Below are 16,301 nucleotides of genomic sequence, written 5' to 3' on the forward strand. Positions count from 1 at the left end.
CCAGTATCGCCCGAAAAGTGCAAATTATCATTAATTGCGATCGACCGCTAATTCCGGCGCTGCCACCGGCCCCGCTCGTCGGCCTGCCAATAGGTGACATCAAATCCCCGCGCCTTGCAATCCGTCCAAGTACTGCGGGCCAAAGCGAGCGCATCCGGATCGTCGCCGTTGAACAGCAGCACCATGCGTTCATAGCCCTGCGCGTCCTGCGGCAGCGCGGCATTGTCGATCAGGAAGCGGACATTGGCGCCGTTCGGATTGTCCTCCGCGATCGCCAGCAGGATCGGCTGATCGGCGGCATCGTTCACGCGCCATGTCGCATGCGGCAGGAAGGAATCGTCGCGATAGGTCCATAAGTGCGCGTCGAGCGCATCGGCGCGCTCCTCCGAGGTCGACTGCACGACGACACGCCAGCCGCGCTCGAGCGATTTCTCGAGAAGCGGCGGCAACACATTCTCCACCGTCATGTTTTGCAGATGGTAGAACAGCACTTCAGTCATCGCGGATCATTTGCGCTCGTAGTGATCTGCCACCAGCCGATCCAGCAGGCGGACGCCATAGCCGCTTCCCCAGCTCTGGTTGATGTCGGTCTTCGGCGCGCCCATGGCGGTGCCGGCGATGTCGAGATGCGCCCAGGGGGTGCCGTCGACGAAGCGCTGGAGGAATTGCGCCGCGGTGATCGAGCCGCCGTGACGGCCGCCGGTGTTCTTCATGTCGGCGAACTGGGAATCGATCAGCTTGTCGTATTCGGGGCCGAGCGGCATGCGCCAGACCTTCTCCCCGCTCTCGATGCCGGCGGCGTGCAGGCGTTCGGCCAGCTCGTCATTGTTGGAGAACATGCCGGCATGCTCGGTGCCGAGCGCGACCATGATCGCGCCGGTGAGCGTGGCGAGGTCCACCATGAATTTCGGCTTCACCCTTTTCGCGACGTACCAGAGCACGTCGGCCAGAACGAGGCGCCCCTCCGCGTCGGTGTTGATGATCTCGATGGTCTGGCCCGACATCGAGGTGACGATGTCGCCGGGGCGCTGCGCATTGCCGTCGGGCATGTTCTCGACGAGGCCAATGGCGCCGACCACGTTGGCCTTCGCCTTACGCGCCGCTAGCGCGTGCATCAGGCCGACGACGCAGGCAGCTCCCCCCATGTCGCCCTTCATGTCCTCCATGCTGCCGGCGGGCTTGATCGAGATGCCGCCAGTGTCGAAGCAGACGCCCTTGCCGACGAAGGCGACCGGCGCCTCGCCCTTCTTGCCCCCGTCCCAGCGCATGATCACGGTGCGGCTTGGCCGCGCCGAGCCCTGGCCGACGCCGAGCAGCGCGCCCATGCCGAGCTTCTGCATCGCCTTGACGTCGAGCACCTCGACCTTGACGCCGAGCCTGCGGAGCTGGCCCGCGCGGCGCGCGAATTCCTCGGGGTAGAGCACGTTCGGCGGCTCGTTGACGAGGTCGCGCGCGATGACGACGCCGTCGACGACGTGGCCGGCCGAGGCGAACGTCTTCTTGGCCGCGCCTGCATCGCCCACCGCGAGCGAGATTTCGGCGCGCAAGCCGCGCTCCTCGCCGTCCTTCTTCTTGGTCTTGTAGCGGTCGAACTTGTAGGCCCGCAGCCGCAGGCCCGAGGCGATCGCCACCGCCTGCTCGCTTGTCATGGCGCCATCAGGCAATTCCGCCATGATGGTCATGGCAGTGGCCTCGGCAGACAGCTTGCTGGCGGCGACGCCGCCGAATTTGAGGAAATCGTTGGCCTTGAGGCTTGCCGCCTTGCCGGCGCCGATCACGACCAGGCGCGTGGCCTTCACCCCCTCCGGCGCCAGGATGTCGAGCGCCGCGCCGCTTTTGCCCTTGAAGCCGGCGGTGGACGCGGCCCGCTTCACCAGATCGGTCGCGCCGCCGAGCGCCTTGGCCGTCGCGGGGCCGAGCTTCAGACCGTCGTCACAGAACACCACCAGGATGCCACGGGGTGCGGCAGACAACGGGACAAAGCCGACCTTGATGGCATCGGACATGAGTAACTCCTTCAAAACATCAGGCTTTTCGCCCTTCTTCGGCTCCCGCAGCGGGTCGGAGCTGAATGGCGATTCACTGGACTTTTCGCACTATGGGCCAGCGGCGCGGCAGATGCCAAGCACCGCCGTGGCCGCCAAGCCACAACGAGCGAAATATTAACCATATGCTGAGGGTGCCACGGGGCAGCCATTTTGTTGACGGATCAAAGGGATGGTAGTGAGTAAGTAAGCTGGCGGAAGAGCTGTTGGTCCGACCTTGGGGATCCCCTTGCGGGATTGGTTGGACGGATGCCATTCCGGCCTGCGTGGGGACTTGGTGGGATTCGTGCGGTAGCGCATGGGGTCAATCGATAGGTATATCTTCCGCACGACGCTGGCGTCGTTTGCGCTGGTCCTGGTCAGCCTCACCGGCGTGATCTGGATTACGCAGGCGTTGCGCGGCATCGACCTGATGACGAGCCAGGGTCAGACCATCCTGACCTTCCTCGGCATCACCAGCCTCGTCGTGCCCGCACTCGTGCTGATCATCTCGCCGATCGCGCTGATGATCGCGATCTCGCACACCCTGAACAAGCTCGCGACCGATTCCGAGATCATCGTGATGAATGCCGCCGGCTTCTCGCCGTTCCGGCTGTTCTATCCGTTCTTGTACGCCACCTGCGTGGTGGCGGCGCTCGTCGCCTTCATCGCGGCTTACCTCGCCCCCGACGGCATGCGGCGGATCAAGCAATGGGACGCCGAGATCACCGCCGACGTGCTCACCAACATCCTGCAGCCCGGCCGCTTCGCCCAGCTCGACAAGAACCTGACGATCCGGATCCGCGAGCGCCAGCCCGGCGGCATCCTCGCCGGCATCTTCATCGACGACCGCCGCGATCCGAACGAGCGCGTCTCGATCGTCGCCGAGCACGGCGAGGTCGTGAAGAACGAGAACGGCTCGTTCCTGGTGCTGAAGGACGGCAATCTCCAGCGCTTCGAGGCCGGCAAGCGCGATCCCGCGCTGGTGGCGTTCGGCCGCTACGGCTTCGACATGTCGAAGTTCGGCAACCAGGGCCGTGACGTCACCCTCGGCATCCGCGAGCGCTATCTCTGGGAGCTGTTCTCGCCGTCCGAGGATGACCCCGTCTACAACCAGATTCCCGGGCAGTTCCGCTCGGCCCTGCATGACAGCCTCCTGGCCCCGATTTATCCGTTTGCCTTTGCCGTGCTGACCTTCGCCTTCCTCGGCGCACCTCGCACCACCCGCCAGAGCCGCAATTTCTCGATCGGCTCCTCGATCCTCGCGGTGTTCGGCCTGCGCATGGCGGGCTTTGCCTGCTCGGTGATGGCAGTGAAATCGCCGGCCCCGGTGCTGGTCCAATACGCGATGGTTTTCGGCGCCATCGGCGTCGGGCTGTGGATGATCGTCGGCGGCATCGTGGTCGAGCCGCCGCCTGGCCTCTTGGAAGCCATCAACAGGTCGAACGCGCGCATCGCGCGACTGTTCGGACGGCCGGCCACCGCATGAGCATGCTCACCAACACGCTCGGGCGCTATTTCGCCGGACGCTTCGTCGTCGCGGCGCTCGGCGTGTTCGCCAGCATCTTCCTGCTGCTGGTGCTGGTCGACTACATCGAGATGGTGCGCAAGACCTCGGGCCTTGCATCCGCCTCCGCGCTCATGGTGGCCGAGACCTCGTTGTTCCGGGTGCCACAGCTGCTGGAGAAGCTGACGCCGTTCTGCATGCTGATCGGCGCCATGACCTGCTATCTCGCCCTCTCCCGCCGGCTCGAGCTCGTGGTCGCGCGCGCCGCCGGCATCTCGGCCTGGCAGTTCATCTCGCCCGCGCTCGGCAGCGCGCTGCTGATCGGGGTGATCGCCACGGTCGCCTACAATCCGATGTCGGCGAACTTGCGCGAACTCTCCAAGCGCATGGAGGCGGAGCTGTTCGGCTCGGCGCCGGGCGGCGGCATCCAGGACGCCACCGGTTTCTGGCTCAACCAGGTCACCAGCGACGGCCAGACCATCATCAATGCCGCGCGCAGCGAGCAGCAGGGCGTGCGGCTCACCGGGCTCACGCTGTTCCGATTCGACACAGATCAGCACTTCAAGGAACGGATCGAGGCGCGTGAGGCCACGCTCGAGTCCGGCCACTGGCTGTTCAGGGGCGTCCGCCGCTTCACGCTGGACTCACCGCCGGTCGACCAGGCCACGTTGGAGATTCCGACGACGCTGACCGAGGCGCAGGTCCGCAACAGCTTTTCCACACCCGAGACTGTGTCCTTTTGGCAACTACCGAGCTACATCCGCTCGTCGGAAAGCTCGGGCTTCGCGACAGCAGGATACCGACTCCAGTATCAAAAGCTCCTGGCGCAGCCGTTTTTGCTGGCTGCCATGGTGATGCTCGCGGCCTCCGTGTCGTTGCGCTTCTTCCGGATGGGCGGCGTGCAGAAGATGGTTTTGAGTGGCGTGGGCGCAGGCTTTCTGCTCTACGTTCTATCGAAAGTGACTGAAGACTTGAGCAAGGCTGAGTTGATGCATCCGATCGCTGCGGCGTGGTTGCCCGTGGTGGTGGGCGGCCTCACCGGCTTTTTGGCCTTGTTGTACCAGGAGGACGGTTAGTGACTGCCGTCCGTCGAGGACCCGTGTCTCGTTTGACGCGGCGCACCGTGGTGCGCGCGAACGGATGCGGCTTGTCCATGCGCAGGCTCCTGTTCGCCATCGTCACGGCTGCCTCGCTCGGCGGCCTGATCGACGTCGCCGCGGTGGCGCCGGCTGCGGCCCAGGGCTTCACCTACAATCCGCTGCCGCCGCGTCCGAAGCCGCCGAAGGTCGCCAACGACAACCAGATGCTGGTTCAGGCGACCGAGGTCGATTACGACTACAACAATTCGCGCGTCTCCGCGGTCGGCAACGTCCAGCTGTTCTACAACGGCACCAGCGTCGAGGCCGACAGGGTCATCTACGACCAGAAGACCAAGCGACTGCATGCCGAAGGCAACATCCGCATGACGGATGCCGACGGCAAGATCACCTATGCCGAGATCATGGATCTCTCCGACGACTACCGCGATGGTTTCGTCGATTCGCTGCGCGTGGATACCGCCGATCAGACCCGCATGGCGGCAAGCCGCGCCGACCGTTCCAGCGGCAATTACACGGTGTTCGAGAACGGCGTCTATACGGCCTGCGCGCCGTGTAAGGACGATCCGAAGAAGCCGCCGCTCTGGCAGGTCAAGGGTGCCCGCATCATCCACGACCAGCAGGAGAAGATGCTGTATTTCGAGACGGCGCAGCTCGAATTCTTCGGCGTGCCGCTCGCCTACATGCCCTATTTCTCGACGCCCGACCCGACCGTGAAGCGCAAGACCGGCTTCCTGATGCCGGGCTTCACGTCGAACACGCCGTTTGGCTACGGCGTCGAAGTCCCGTTCTACTGGGCGATCGCGCCCGACATGGACATGACCTTCAACCCGCGCATCACGACCAGGCAGGGCGTGCTGTTCCAGGCCGAATACCGTCAGCGCCTGATGGACGGCGCCTATCAGATCCGCGTCTACGGCATCGACCAGCTCGAACCAAGCGCGTTCGCCGGTCTGCCCGGCGACCGTCAGTTCCGCGGCGCCGTCGACACCAAGGGCCAGTTCGCGCTGAACGACAAGTGGGTCTGGGGTTGGGACGGCGTCCTGATGTCCGACTACTATTTCTTCTCGGACTACCGGTTGTCGCAGTACCGCGATCCGCTGGGCTCGTTCCTGTACCTGCCGACCGACGCGCTGTCGCAGCTCTATCTGACCGGCGTCGGCAATCGCAGCTTCTTCGACGCGCGCACGATGTACTGGCTGAGCTACTCGGGCAACCAGAGCCAGGTGCCGGTCGTCTACCCCGTGATCGACTATTCGAACGTGCTGAACTATCCGGTGTTCGGCGGCGAGTTCAGCTACAAGACCAATTTCGTGAACCTGTCGCGTGACAGCGCGGTGTTCGATCCGATCACGACGATCGCCAACACCAACAGCCTGTGCACGACCGCGTCGGCCGATCCGCTCGCGCGCACGCCGTCGCAGTGCCTGTTGCGTGGCTTCCCGGGCACCTACACCCGACTGACCGCCGAAGCGCAGTGGCGCAAGTCCTTTACCGACCCGCTCGGCCAGATCTGGACGCCGTTCGCCAGCCTCCGCGCCGACGCGATCAATTCCGACGTCTCCAACCAGCCGGGCGTGGCGAACTACCTGCCCACCGGAGACACCCAGGCGTTCCGCCTGATGCCGACGGTCGGTCTCGAATACCGCTACCCCTTCATCAACGTTCAGCCCTGGGGCTCGACCACCGTCGAGCCGATCGCGCAGATCATCATCCGGCCGAACGAGACCTATGCCGGCAAGCTCCCCAACGAGGACGCCCAGAGCATGGTGTTCGACGCCTCGAACCTGTTCGCCGTCGACAAGTTCTCAGGCTACGACCGCGTCGAGGGCGGCGGCCGCGCCAATGTCGGCGTGCAGGCGACCACCCAGTTCGACCGGGGCGGCGCGGTCAAGGTGCTGTTCGGGCAGTCCTACCAGCTGTTCGGCCTGAACTCCTTCGCGGTCCAGGACTCCATCAATACCGGTCTTGATTCCGGCCTCGACAAGCCGCGGTCCGACTATGTGGCGAGCGCCGCCTACTCGCCCAACAGCACCTATACGTTCAGCGTCCGCTCCCGCATGGACGAGCAGACCTGGAACGTGCAGCGCTTCGAGGCCGAAGGCCGCGCCAACTTCAATCGCTGGTCGATGAGCGTGATGTACGGCAATTACGCGGCCCAGCCAGAACTCGGCTATCTCACCCGCCGCGAGGGCATCCTGACCTCGGGCTCGATCAAGGTCGCGGCCAACTGGGTGGTGACAGGCTCGGCGCGCTGGGACCTCGAGGCCAACAAGATCAACCAGTATGTGCTCGGCGCCGGCTATGTCGACGATTGCTTCGTGCTGGCGGCCAACTATGTAACTTCGTATAGCTATTCGGCGGGCACCACGCCGCCTACGCTGAGCCACGCGTTCATGTTCCAGATCGGCCTGCGCACGCTGGCGACGTCGACAGGCAGCAGCAGTTCCGCCGGCCTCCAGTGAACGGTTTGAAGTCCCGGCCGCGTTTGCCTCTTCCCGGGCTTGCGACGGCGGGCATGCGAGCGACACTCATGACGACCCCATTGCCAGTCTTCCGCTTCCTCCTCGCCATCAGTGCCGGGCTGGTCCTGACCGGCCTGCCCTCGCCCTCGCGGGCGCAGAACATCGTCGTCATGGTCAACGGCGATCCGATCACCGATTTCGACATCGAGCAGCGCTCCAAGCTCGACCAGCTGACGACGCAGAAGACCCCGAGCCGGCAGGAGGTCATCAACGAGCTGATCGACGACAAGGTGAAGATCAAGGAAGGCAAGAAGTACGGCGTCGACCCCGGTGTCTCCGACATCAACCAGTCCTACGAGGGCATGGCGCAGCGCATGCGCATCTCGTCGGAGCAGCTCACCAAGTCGCTCGAGACCAAGGGCGTACGCCCCGAGACGCTGAAGGGCCGCATGAAGTCCGAGATGGTCTGGACCAGCCTCGTGCGCGGCCGCTTCAAGGAGAAGCTGATGGTCGGCGAGAAGGACGTTGCCGACAAGGTGCGCGAAGGCGGCAACGAGAAGCTCCAGATCGAGGGCACCGAATACAAGATGCAGCCGATCGTGCTGATCGTGCCGCGCGGCTCGTCCCAGGCGTTCATCGAGACCCGGCACAAGGAGGCCGAGGGCTATCGCGCCCGCGTCGGAAGCTGCGAGGAAGCCAATTCGCTGTTCCGCTCGACGCCGAACGCCACCATCCGCGAGAGCGTCACCAAGACCACCGCGGACCTGCCCGAGGCGCTGCGCAAGGTGCTCGACGACACGCCGGTCGGCCATCTGACCCCGCCCGAAGTGACCAGAGCCGGCATCGAGATGGTGGTGCTGTGCTCGCGCAAGCCGACCACGATCGACACGCCGAAGAAGCGCGAGATCCGCGAGAAGATGTATCAGGAGAAGTACGAGAAGACCCAGAAGGCCTATCTCGACGAGCTCCGCAAGGCCGCGATGATCGAATATCGCAACCGCTGATGGCCAGCGCTCCGACAAAGCCCCTCGCCCTGACCCTGGGAGAGCCCGCCGGCATCGGCCCCGACATCACCATCGCCGCCTGGCTCCGTCGCCGCGAGCTGAAGCTGCCTGCCTTCTACCTGCTCGGCGACGAGGCCAGCCTCGCCCGCCGTGCCAAAGCGCTCGGCGCCGATGTCAGGATCGCCGCGGTGAGCCCCGCCGAGGCCGCCGCCGCCTTCACTGAGGCCTTGCCCGTGGTCGCGACCGGCGAGCGCGCGAGCGCCGAGCCCGGCACGCCCGACGCATCGAGCGCGCCGGCCGCGCTCGCCTCGATCCGCCAGGCGGTCGCGGACGTCCGCGCGGGCCGCGCCGGCGCCGTCGTCACCAACCCGATCGCCAAGAGCGTGCTCTACCGCGCCGGCTTCCGCCATCCCGGCCACACCGAATTCCTCGCCGAGCTTGCCGCGGAGAACGGCCGCGTGCCGCAGCCGGTGATGATGCTGTGGTCGCCGCGGCTCGCCGTCGTGCCCGTGACCATCCACGTCGCCCTGCGCGATGCGCTGACCGAGCTCACCAGCGAATTGATCGTCTCGACCGTTCGCATCGTCGCGAGCGAGCTGAAATCCCGCTTCGGCATCGAACGGCCGCGGATCGCGATCTCCGGCCTCAATCCGCACGCCGGCGAGGACGGCTCGCTCGGCCACGAGGAGCAGACGGTGATCGCGCCGGCACTGAAAGTTCTGCGCAACGACGGCATCGAGGCAAGGGGTCCGCTGCCCGCCGATACCATGTTCCACGACGCCGCGCGCAACACCTATGACTGCGCGGTCTGCATGTATCACGACCAGGCGCTGATCCCGATCAAGACGGTCGCGTTCGACGATGCCGTCAACGTCACGCTCGGCCTGCCCTTCATCCGCACCTCGCCCGATCACGGCACCGCCTTCGACATCGCCGGCACCGGCAAGGCCAATCCGGCCAGCCTGATCGCGGCGCTTCAGCTCGCAGGCCGCATGGCGGCTGCCAAACCCTGATGAGCGCGATCGACGACCTCCCGCCGCTGCGCGAGGTCATTCGCCAGCACGCGCTGTCGGCCCGCAAATCGCTTGGGCAGAATTTCCTGCTCGACCTCAATCTCACCGCACGCATCGCGCGTGCGGCCGCGCCGCTCGAAGATTCCACCATCGTCGAGATCGGCCCCGGCCCCGGCGGGCTGACGCGCGCGCTGCTCGCGCTCGGCGCAAAGCGTGTCATCGCGATCGAGCATGACGAGCGCGCGATCCCGGCGCTTCAGGATATTTCCGCGCGCTACCCTGATAGGCTCGAGATCGTGCACGGCGATGCCATGACCTTCGACCCGCGACCGCTGCTCGCAGGTGAACGCGCGAAAATCGTCGCCAATTTGCCCTACAACATCGCGACCCAGCTCTTGATCAACTGGCTCACCATCGAGCCCTGGCCGCCCTGGTACGACATGATGGTGCTGATGTTCCAGCGCGAGGTCGGCGAGCGCATCGTCGCGCGCGAGGACGAGGAGGCCTATGGCCGGCTCGGTGTGCTCGCCAACTGGCGCTGCGAAACCAAGATCCTGTTCGACATTTCGCCGTCCGCATTCGTACCGCCGCCGAAGGTCACCTCGTCCGTCGTGCGCCTCGTCCCGCGTCCAGAACCGCAGCCGTGCGATCGCAGGCTGCTCGAGCAGGTCGCAGCCGCCGCCTTCGGCCAGCGTCGCAAGATGCTGCGCCAGAGCCTGAAATCGCTCGGCGTCGATCCCGCGCGGCTTGCGCAAGCCGCCGGCGTCGATGCGACGCGCCGCGCCGAGACCATTCCCATCTCCGGCTTTGTTGCCATGGCACGTGAATTGGCCGATATACGCAGCGAAGAAGCATGATCCGGAAAAGTGTGAAGCGGTTTTCCGAAAGCGATCATGCTCAAACAATGAGCTAATTTCGGAGGAAGGAATATGGCGTTGATGCGTCGGCAGTCCCTGGTCAAATTCGATGCGCCGCTGTGCGAGACCATCGTCGACACGCCCAAGCCGCAAGGACGCGAGGTGCTGGTGCGCATCGAGCGCTGCGGCCTCTGCCATTCCGACCTGCACATCCAGGACGGCTATGCCGATCTCGGTGGCGGCAAGAAGCTCGACACCACCCGCGGCATGACGCTACCCTTCACGCTTGGCCACGAGATCGCGGGAATCGTCGACGAAGTCGGCCCGGACGTTCCGGCCGGGCTCGTCGGTGCCAAGAAGGCGGTCTTCCCCTGGATCGGCTGCGGCCAATGCCGCGACTGCAAGAATGGCGACGAGAATCTGTGCGTGAAGCAGCGCTTCCTCGGCGTTTCCATCGACGGCGGCTTCGCCACCCACGTGCTGGTGCCCGACGCGAAATATCTGCTCGACTACGATCCCCTGCCCGTCAACCAGGCCGCGACATTGATGTGCTCCGGCGTCACCGCCTATGGCGCACTCAAGCGCCTGGTCGACCGTCCGCGCCAGCGCAACCTGTTGCTGATCGGTCTTGGTGGCGTCGGCATGATGGGCCTGTCGTTCGCGCAGGCCATGTTCAAGCAACCGATCACGGTCGCCGATCTCTCCCCCGCCGCGCGCGAGACCGCGCTGAAGAACGGCGCAGCGATCGCATACGATCCGTCCGAGGCCGACGTGATCAAGCGCATCCTGAAAGAGACCGAAGGCGGTTTCGACGAGGTCGTCGACTTCGCCGGCAACGAGAAGTCGATGGCGTTCGCCGTGGCCGTCGCCGCGCGCGGCGGCAAGGTCGTTGTCTCCGGACTGATGGGCGGCCAGTTCACGCTGCCGATGGTGCAATGGGTCTACAAGCGCCTCACAGTCGAAGGTTTCATGGTGGGCACGCTTGCCGAGGCCCACGAGCTGATGGCGCTCGCCCGCGCCGGCAAGATCAAGCCGACGCCGATGCGCGAGGAGCCGATGGGCGACGTGCAGAAATGGATCGACGAATTGCGCGCCGGCAAGGTCGTCGGCCGCATCGTGCTGAAGAACTGACGGCGCAATTCGCGGCGAGGCGCAGGTCTCGCCGCCCCTTTCTCTTGCGCAATTAACTCGGAATTGACGCAAGGCGGGGTTCCGGATTGGGGAACCTCGCGCGTGCGGATTATCGTCTTCGCCAGCTTGCTTCTGGAATTCTGGTGAGACCATGCAGACCATCCGACGCTTTCTGGCCGACGAGTCCGGCGCCACCGCGATCGAGTACGGCCTGATCGCCGCCGGCATCGCGCTGGCGATCATCGCGGTCATCAACAATCTCGGCACATCGCTGAAGACGAAGTTCGGCTCGATCAGCAGCTCGCTGAAGTAACGCACGACTTTTGCTCAAGGGCACGACACCGCGCGGAACGGCTCGGGCTGCTCCGCGTTGGCAGCGCATGACCATTCGCTGCACCGTCGAAAGCGCATTCTTCATCGCCTGGAGCGCCCTCGAGAAGAGCGGCGAGCTCGGTGCTCCCGACGAGTCCGCTAACGTCATTCTCGACGCGATCGAAGCGCAGCTCAGGCTAGGCGAACGCCGGCAGCTGATGCTCGCCAACAGGGCGATCGACGCCTACCGCGCGCATGTAGCGCACAGCCGCTTCCTTCACGACTGCGAAGCGCGCTTCGGCTGACGATCATCGTCCTCAGGCCCGCCGGCCCGGCGGCGTATGGACCGGCGGTCCGTCGGGCAGAGCGCACGCGGTCCGACGCCCGGCGGCTGCCGACATTACGCCGATCCGCAAAGCCACAATGTTCACTCCTGCACAGACCGCGCGAAGACGACCGCATGAGTGCCGCCATGCGGCCGGCGGCTTACGAATTTCCGCAAGCCTGCGCCGCCGACTTTTCAACGTTCGCGAAGCCCTTGTGTGCACTTTGGAACCGTCGGTTCCGCCGATGAAACGTAGGGTTCTGACCGGTGCCGATTCCCGGCCAGAGAAACACATGTGACCGGTCGGCCCCCGAACGATCTTCTCCAGCAGCTCAGCCCTCAGGATTTCGAACTGCTCGCGCCTCACCTCCAACCGGTCGAACTCGAGGCCGGCCACATCCTGCATCACGCCGGCGACGACGTCGCGGTGGTTCATTTCCCCTGCGGCCCGACGCTGGTGTCGTTCGCGGTGCCGGTCGAGGACGACCGCGAGGTCGAGAGCCTGCTGGTCGGCCGCGGGAGCGTGATCGGCATCCCTGCCGGCCGCAACCCTTCGCTGGCCTATTCACGCATCGTCGTGAAGCTCGCCGGCAGCTTGGTGCGGCTGCCGCTGCGTGCGCTCGAGCAGGCGCAGCAGAGGTCAGTGACGCTCCAGGAGCTATTCTCGCGCCATGCGGACTGTCAGTTCGCGCAGCTGCTCCAGACCGCGGCTTGCAACGCCGCGCATTCGATCGAGCAGCGCGCCGCCAAATGGATCCTCTCCGCGCAGGAGCATATCGGCGGCCCCGAGATCCCCCTCACCCACGAGCAGCTCGCCGGCATGCTCGGCGTATCCCGCAGCTATGCCAGCCGCGTGATCCAGATGTTCAAGGCGAGGCGCATCCTCGCGACCCGCCGCGGCGCCATCCTGATCCTCGATGCCCTGGCGCTCGAAGCCCGGGCCTGCTCCTGCAACGACTGGGTGAAGAAGCATTTCGACGAAGTGCTGGGTGGCGTGGCCGCGGCCGAAGGCTAGCCATCTGGCGCTACGCGTTCACCGCACCAACTGCGGCTTGAGATGCAGATAGGCCGGATTGAAATCCCCGAGCCGCTGCAATTCGCGCCATTTCAGCACGATCAGCTCGCCCTCGCGCAGATCCATCGTTCCCGTCCGCCTGAGCTCGGCGAGCGTCCGGTTCACTGTTGCGATCGCCATGCCCAGCGTCTCGCCGAGCTGGGTGAGGCTGATCGGCACGCGGCAGCGATTGCCGCGGACGAGCTGCGCGACGCGGGCGCGGTAGAACAGCTCGCAGCACAGATGCGCCATGCGCGCCTGCATCGGCCGGGCGCTGTTGTTGGTGATGGCCTCGCGGAAGATCGCGGCATCGCGCAACGTCTCGCGCCAGACCGCCTGTCCGAACGTCGGCCGCCGCCGGAAAGCGATGAACAATTCGCGATGCGGGATGAAGGCGACCGTGGCGGGCCCGAGCGCGCAGAGCGCATGGTCCATTTGGTCGATGAACAGGCCCTGGGAGTCAGGCAGGTCGCCGGAAAGATGGAACGCGAGATATTGGCGTCGCCCGCTGCCGAGCAGATGGTAGCGCGCCACCATGCCGGAGACGACCAGCGCCGAATGCTCGGGCTCGTCGCCCTGCCGGATGAAATCCTCGTTTGGCGCGAAATCGCGCTGGGTGAAGGTGAGCGCGCGGATTTCGGCGACATCCTCCGCGGCGAGCTTGGTGTGCTCGCCGAGGTTCCGGATCAGCACGTCGTGGGTTTTTTCCATAGCGGCCGCCAAAAATCACGCCAGCTCTATCAAATGATACCTCTGGCCTGCGTTCAGCGGACTAGAACGCGAAGCGGAAGCACAGGTTGCTAACGGAGTCGCGGACGGCACCGGATCGCACCACCCCGTCACCCCGATTGCGGACCGAACCGGCCTTCTCATGATCCCAACGACCATCATTGAGCGCATCCGCTCTCTGTTCGCTGCGGGTCCGAGCGCGCACCTCGCCAGCATCAGCCACGCCTTCGCAGACGGCACGCTGGCAGAGCCGGTCCGGCCGATGTCGGATCAGGAGTTGGCTCGCGCCATCCGCGAGTTCCGCAGCCTGCCCGTCTCCGACTGGACCATCGCAAAGCTGTCGCAGCGCTTGCGCGAAGCTCCCATGCCGCGGGACGGCTGAGGCGCGTCTCCACTCATGCCGCATCCGAAGTTCATCGCGCGTCTCCAGGCGATCGAAGGTCTCTCCGAAAACGAACGGCGGCAGATCGCCGGCCTGCCGTCGACGCTGCGCCAGGTCGCGGATGGCGAGATCGTTCTGCGCCAGGGCGAGGCCGCCTCGCGCTGTGTCTTCGTCGTCAGCGGCTTCCTCTACCAGGCCCGCATCGTCGGCGATCGCAGCCAGATCCTGGCGTTCCACGCTCCCGGCGACATGCCGTGCCTGCACACGCTGCTGGTCTCGCCCATGGACGCCGACCTCGTCGGCCTCGGACCGTCGGTCGTCGGCTATGTCGCGCACGCCCACCTCAAGCAGCTGCTCGACGGCTCGCTGCATCTGACCCGCGCCTTCTGGCGCGAGACGCTGATCGATGCGGCAATCTCGCGGCAATGGATCGCGCGCCTCGGCGCCCAGGCGGCCCTCCCCAAGGTTGCGCATCTCATTTGCGAGCTCGCCGCAAGGCTCGATATCGTCGGCCTCGTCACCGACGGCTGCTTCCAGATGCCGATGACGCAGCGGCACGTTGCCGATGCCTGCGGACTGTCGATCGTCCACGTCAACCGCACCATCCAGGAGCTGCGGCATCGCGGCCTGATCGCGTGGGAGGGCAGCGAGATCGAGCTGCTCCAGCGCGACGAGCTGCAAGCGCTCGCCGATTTCAGGCCGGACTATCTGACCTGACCGCGCCGCCCTACCCGCTTCGTCGAATCTCCTTGCGCTGCTTTTCGACGTCCTCCGCGTCCTCGTCATCGACCGTCATCGCATCGGCGCGCCCGCCGGCCTTGAGCAGCTCGTCGAGCTTGGCGTGGATCGCCTGGGTGTCGCGGTGCTCGGCGCGCTGGATCACCAGCGTCATGCCCCAGGTCGCCAGCGTCGCGAAGGAGTGCCATTCGAGCCCGTTACCCAGCGTGATCCAGGCAACGCCATAGACCACGAAGACGATGAACGCCGCTGGCCGCGACGTCGCGACGCCGATCTCGGTGAGCCAGCCTTTTGGGTCGGCAGATGACATGCGCGGCAACGCGCGCGGCGGACCGGCGTTCCAACGGGGAAACCGCAGGATGGGGAGAGCCGTTGCGAACGCCTACTTCTTCTTGTCGCCCGTCCTGCGTTCTCTGGACGCATCTTTCGTCTCGGGTGGGTTGACCCGATTGGTGTTCATGCCTGTGGTGTCCATCGCCCCTCTCTCAGTGGCACCGTTCGTATTTTCCGGCCTGTCCATGCCGGTTTGCGGGGCCGGCCCCGTGTTCTGGGCGATGACTGGCCCGGACATGGCTGCAAATACGATCGCCGCAACGAGCGTTTTCATGGGCATCTCCCTCGTCTCATGGATGACGTGGCCGCGTGGGAGTTGTTCCCAGTATTCGTCTGTCGCGCGCGAGCTGCCAAAGCAATGCGTGCGCGGCCCACACCGCGAGGATGCTTGATTTAAGTCAAATCAGACACCGGTGCGAAGCTGAGGTTCTCGGAGGGCGCCGATCCTCACGGCGCAGTATCGCGTCGATGTTGCACGGCACCCCAACTCACGGAGGAACGCCATGCTTCGATACATTCTCGCTGCGCTGGCAGCTCTCGTCCTGATCACCGCGAGCCTGATTCCAGATGAGGCGTATGCCCGCCGTGGCGGCGGGGGGTATCATGGAGGCGGAGGCATGCGCGGCGCCCACGTCCGGGGCGGTGCTGTTCATGCCGGACGTGTCGGCGGATATCGCGTGGCGGGTCGCGGCTATGGATACCGCCCGATACCTGGACGGCCGGTCGCCAGGGGTGTCTACCGCAATGCCGCCTATCGCGGCGCCTACAGAGGCGCAGCCTATGGTCTGGGAGCGGCTGCGGTAGGAGCCGCCGCGGCAGGAGCTTACGGCTACTACAACAACAATAGCGGCTGCACCTACGATACCTACGGCAATTGGGTTTGCCCGGGTCAGTACGGCTATCGCTACTGACCTGCCGCGGGAAGGAGAAGGCGCGTTCGCAATCTGGATTGATCGCCGCTCTATCTCGCGGTCACCCTGAGGTGCCGGAGGGTAGTGGAGGCCTCGAAGGGCGACGGCCCGGCTAGGCGCTCGGCCGTTCATGCTTCAAGGCTCCCCACGCGTCGCATTGCGGCACGTGGCGGACCTCCTGCACGGGCAACGGCGTGACCTTTACCGGCGCCGGCCGCCTCGCGGGACGAAGCGGTTCCGGCACCTGGCGCTGTTCCGACGGCTGCGGTGGAACCTGGCGTTCGACGAAGCAATAACGTTAAGGAAGATGCCTTAATTCGCGGTGGAACGACCACCGCGCGGGCCCGATTCAAGCCACATCCTCTCCGGATTTGCGGCTCATTGCCACCCAAGTCTTTGATGACAAAGCGGCAGTTGAG

General features: G+C 65.4%; 18 protein-coding genes. 13 read left to right on the forward strand and 5 right to left on the reverse strand.

All coding sequences use genetic code 11. The features are described 5' to 3' along the window. Nucleotides 1–47 precede the first annotated feature (47 nt). Both BRAGE_RS0118125 and BRAGE_RS0118130 read right to left on the reverse strand, forming a co-directional pair. Complete coding sequence (locus BRAGE_RS0118125; RefSeq protein ID WP_027557599.1) at nucleotides 48–500, reverse strand: DNA polymerase III subunit chi; 453 nt, start codon at nucleotides 498–500, stop codon at nucleotides 48–50. A 6-nt stretch (nucleotides 501–506) separates the two neighbouring features. Further along, nucleotides 507–2,006 carry a leucyl aminopeptidase gene (locus BRAGE_RS0118130; RefSeq protein WP_027557598.1) on the reverse strand — a complete coding sequence of 500 codons (1,500 nt, stop codon included), beginning with the start codon at nucleotides 2,004–2,006 and terminating at the stop codon, nucleotides 507–509. Between the two features lie 337 nt (nucleotides 2,007–2,343). Here BRAGE_RS0118130 and lptF point away from each other — a divergent pair, with 337 nt between their 5' ends. The 10 genes from lptF (at nucleotide 2,344) to BRAGE_RS0118180 (ending at nucleotide 12,750) form a co-directional block, all read left to right on the forward strand. After that, nucleotides 2,344–3,513 (forward strand): LPS export ABC transporter permease LptF, encoded by a 1,170-nt coding sequence (lptF, locus tag BRAGE_RS0118135; protein WP_027557597.1) that lies wholly within the window; start codon nucleotides 2,344–2,346, stop codon nucleotides 3,511–3,513. Next, nucleotides 3,510–4,607 (forward strand): LPS export ABC transporter permease LptG, encoded by a 1,098-nt coding sequence (gene lptG, locus BRAGE_RS0118140; RefSeq protein WP_027557596.1) that lies wholly within the window; start codon nucleotides 3,510–3,512, stop codon nucleotides 4,605–4,607. The genes lptF and lptG overlap by 4 nt, the downstream gene beginning before the upstream one ends. A gap of 77 nt (nucleotides 4,608–4,684) precedes the next feature. Beyond that, nucleotides 4,685–7,093 carry an LPS-assembly protein LptD gene (locus BRAGE_RS0118145; RefSeq protein WP_231164347.1) on the forward strand — a complete coding sequence of 803 codons (2,409 nt, stop codon included), beginning with the start codon at nucleotides 4,685–4,687 and terminating at the stop codon, nucleotides 7,091–7,093. 68 nt (nucleotides 7,094–7,161) lie between these two features. Next, nucleotides 7,162–8,097 carry a SurA N-terminal domain-containing protein gene (locus BRAGE_RS0118150; protein ID WP_027557594.1) on the forward strand — a complete coding sequence of 312 codons (936 nt, stop codon included), beginning with the start codon at nucleotides 7,162–7,164 and terminating at the stop codon, nucleotides 8,095–8,097. Beyond that, on the forward strand, nucleotides 8,097–9,110 hold the full coding sequence (gene pdxA / locus BRAGE_RS0118155; protein ID WP_027557593.1) for a 4-hydroxythreonine-4-phosphate dehydrogenase PdxA: 1,014 nt from the start codon (nucleotides 8,097–8,099) through the stop codon (nucleotides 9,108–9,110). The genes BRAGE_RS0118150 and pdxA overlap by 1 nt, the downstream gene beginning before the upstream one ends. After that, nucleotides 9,110–9,967, forward strand: coding sequence for a 16S rRNA (adenine(1518)-N(6)/adenine(1519)-N(6))-dimethyltransferase RsmA (gene rsmA, locus BRAGE_RS0118160; RefSeq protein WP_027557592.1), 858 nt, complete (start codon nucleotides 9,110–9,112; stop codon nucleotides 9,965–9,967). The genes pdxA and rsmA overlap by 1 nt, the downstream gene beginning before the upstream one ends. A 72-nt stretch (nucleotides 9,968–10,039) precedes the next feature. Next, complete coding sequence (locus BRAGE_RS0118165; RefSeq protein ID WP_027557591.1) at nucleotides 10,040–11,098, forward strand: alcohol dehydrogenase; 1,059 nt, start codon at nucleotides 10,040–10,042, stop codon at nucleotides 11,096–11,098. A gap of 151 nt (nucleotides 11,099–11,249) precedes the next feature. Further along, nucleotides 11,250–11,411 carry a Flp family type IVb pilin gene (locus tag BRAGE_RS0118170; RefSeq protein WP_027557590.1) on the forward strand — a complete coding sequence of 54 codons (162 nt, stop codon included), beginning with the start codon at nucleotides 11,250–11,252 and terminating at the stop codon, nucleotides 11,409–11,411. A 67-nt stretch (nucleotides 11,412–11,478) separates the two neighbouring features. Further along, entirely contained in the window at nucleotides 11,479–11,715 is a 237-nt protein-coding gene (locus BRAGE_RS0118175; RefSeq protein WP_027557589.1) for a hypothetical protein, read from the forward strand. 315 nt (nucleotides 11,716–12,030) lie between these two features. Continuing rightward, nucleotides 12,031–12,750 carry a Crp/Fnr family transcriptional regulator gene (locus BRAGE_RS0118180; RefSeq protein ID WP_027557588.1) on the forward strand — a complete coding sequence of 240 codons (720 nt, stop codon included), beginning with the start codon at nucleotides 12,031–12,033 and terminating at the stop codon, nucleotides 12,748–12,750. A gap of 18 nt (nucleotides 12,751–12,768) precedes the next feature. Here the strand turns inward: BRAGE_RS0118180 and BRAGE_RS0118185 are convergent, their stop codons facing one another. Next, complete coding sequence (locus tag BRAGE_RS0118185) at nucleotides 12,769–13,500, reverse strand: Crp/Fnr family transcriptional regulator (RefSeq protein ID WP_027557587.1); 732 nt, start codon at nucleotides 13,498–13,500, stop codon at nucleotides 12,769–12,771. Between the two features lie 160 nt (nucleotides 13,501–13,660). Between BRAGE_RS0118185 and BRAGE_RS0118190 the strand changes: the two genes are divergently transcribed. After that, nucleotides 13,661–13,900 carry a hypothetical protein gene (locus BRAGE_RS0118190; RefSeq protein ID WP_027557586.1) on the forward strand — a complete coding sequence of 80 codons (240 nt, stop codon included), beginning with the start codon at nucleotides 13,661–13,663 and terminating at the stop codon, nucleotides 13,898–13,900. Between the two features lie 15 nt (nucleotides 13,901–13,915). Next, the gene (locus BRAGE_RS0118195; protein WP_027557585.1) at nucleotides 13,916–14,617 is read left to right on the forward strand and encodes a Crp/Fnr family transcriptional regulator; all 702 of its coding nucleotides are present in this window, start codon (nucleotides 13,916–13,918) and stop codon (nucleotides 14,615–14,617) included. A 10-nt stretch (nucleotides 14,618–14,627) separates the two neighbouring features. Here the strand turns inward: BRAGE_RS0118195 and BRAGE_RS0118200 are convergent, their stop codons facing one another. Both BRAGE_RS0118200 and BRAGE_RS54635 read right to left on the reverse strand, forming a co-directional pair. Continuing rightward, a complete protein-coding gene (locus BRAGE_RS0118200) occupies nucleotides 14,628–14,948 on the reverse strand; it encodes a low affinity iron permease family protein (RefSeq protein ID WP_027557584.1) in 321 nt (106 codons plus the stop codon). A 72-nt stretch (nucleotides 14,949–15,020) separates the two neighbouring features. After that, nucleotides 15,021–15,245, reverse strand: coding sequence for a hypothetical protein (locus tag BRAGE_RS54635; RefSeq protein ID WP_141262992.1), 225 nt, complete (start codon nucleotides 15,243–15,245; stop codon nucleotides 15,021–15,023). A gap of 229 nt (nucleotides 15,246–15,474) precedes the next feature. Between BRAGE_RS54635 and BRAGE_RS52880 the strand changes: the two genes are divergently transcribed. Continuing rightward, a complete protein-coding gene (locus BRAGE_RS52880; protein ID WP_084334123.1) occupies nucleotides 15,475–15,882 on the forward strand; it encodes a hypothetical protein in 408 nt (135 codons plus the stop codon). The last annotated feature ends 419 nt before the right edge of the window (nucleotides 15,883–16,301 follow it).

It is taken from the genome of Bradyrhizobium genosp. SA-4 str. CB756, from assembly GCF_000473125.1.
GTDB classification, from domain to species: Bacteria; Pseudomonadota; Alphaproteobacteria; order Rhizobiales; family Xanthobacteraceae; genus Bradyrhizobium; species Bradyrhizobium arachidis.

Excerpts from the sequence above, each read along its gene's own strand:
- BRAGE_RS0118130 (WP_027557598.1), bottom strand. The coding sequence starts at position 2,006 with ATGTCCGATGCCATCAAGGTCGGCTTTGTCCCGTTGTCTGCCGCACCC.
- rsmA (WP_027557592.1), top strand. The coding sequence starts at position 9,110 with ATGAGCGCGATCGACGACCTCCCGCCGCTGCGCGAGGTCATTCGCCAG.
- BRAGE_RS0118195 (WP_027557585.1), top strand. The coding sequence starts at position 13,916 with ATGCCGCATCCGAAGTTCATCGCGCGTCTCCAGGCGATCGAAGGTCTC.
- lptF (WP_027557597.1), top strand. The coding sequence starts at position 2,344 with ATGGGGTCAATCGATAGGTATATCTTCCGCACGACGCTGGCGTCGTTT.
- BRAGE_RS0118165 (WP_027557591.1), top strand. The coding sequence starts at position 10,040 with ATGGCGTTGATGCGTCGGCAGTCCCTGGTCAAATTCGATGCGCCGCTG.
- BRAGE_RS0118150 (WP_027557594.1), top strand. The coding sequence starts at position 7,162 with ATGACGACCCCATTGCCAGTCTTCCGCTTCCTCCTCGCCATCAGTGCC.
- BRAGE_RS0118190 (WP_027557586.1), top strand. The coding sequence starts at position 13,661 with ATGATCCCAACGACCATCATTGAGCGCATCCGCTCTCTGTTCGCTGCG.
- pdxA (WP_027557593.1), top strand. The coding sequence starts at position 8,097 with ATGGCCAGCGCTCCGACAAAGCCCCTCGCCCTGACCCTGGGAGAGCCC.
- BRAGE_RS0118200 (WP_027557584.1), bottom strand. The coding sequence starts at position 14,948 with ATGTCATCTGCCGACCCAAAAGGCTGGCTCACCGAGATCGGCGTCGCG.
- BRAGE_RS52880 (WP_084334123.1), top strand. The coding sequence starts at position 15,475 with ATGCTTCGATACATTCTCGCTGCGCTGGCAGCTCTCGTCCTGATCACC.
- BRAGE_RS54635 (WP_141262992.1), bottom strand. The coding sequence starts at position 15,245 with ATGAAAACGCTCGTTGCGGCGATCGTATTTGCAGCCATGTCCGGGCCA.
- lptG (WP_027557596.1), top strand. The coding sequence starts at position 3,510 with ATGAGCATGCTCACCAACACGCTCGGGCGCTATTTCGCCGGACGCTTC.
- BRAGE_RS0118125 (WP_027557599.1), bottom strand. The coding sequence starts at position 500 with ATGACTGAAGTGCTGTTCTACCATCTGCAAAACATGACGGTGGAGAAT.
- BRAGE_RS0118185 (WP_027557587.1), bottom strand. The coding sequence starts at position 13,500 with ATGGAAAAAACCCACGACGTGCTGATCCGGAACCTCGGCGAGCACACC.
- BRAGE_RS0118145 (WP_231164347.1), top strand. The coding sequence starts at position 4,685 with ATGCGCAGGCTCCTGTTCGCCATCGTCACGGCTGCCTCGCTCGGCGGC.
- BRAGE_RS0118175 (WP_027557589.1), top strand. The coding sequence starts at position 11,479 with ATGACCATTCGCTGCACCGTCGAAAGCGCATTCTTCATCGCCTGGAGC.
- BRAGE_RS0118170 (WP_027557590.1), top strand. The coding sequence starts at position 11,250 with ATGCAGACCATCCGACGCTTTCTGGCCGACGAGTCCGGCGCCACCGCG.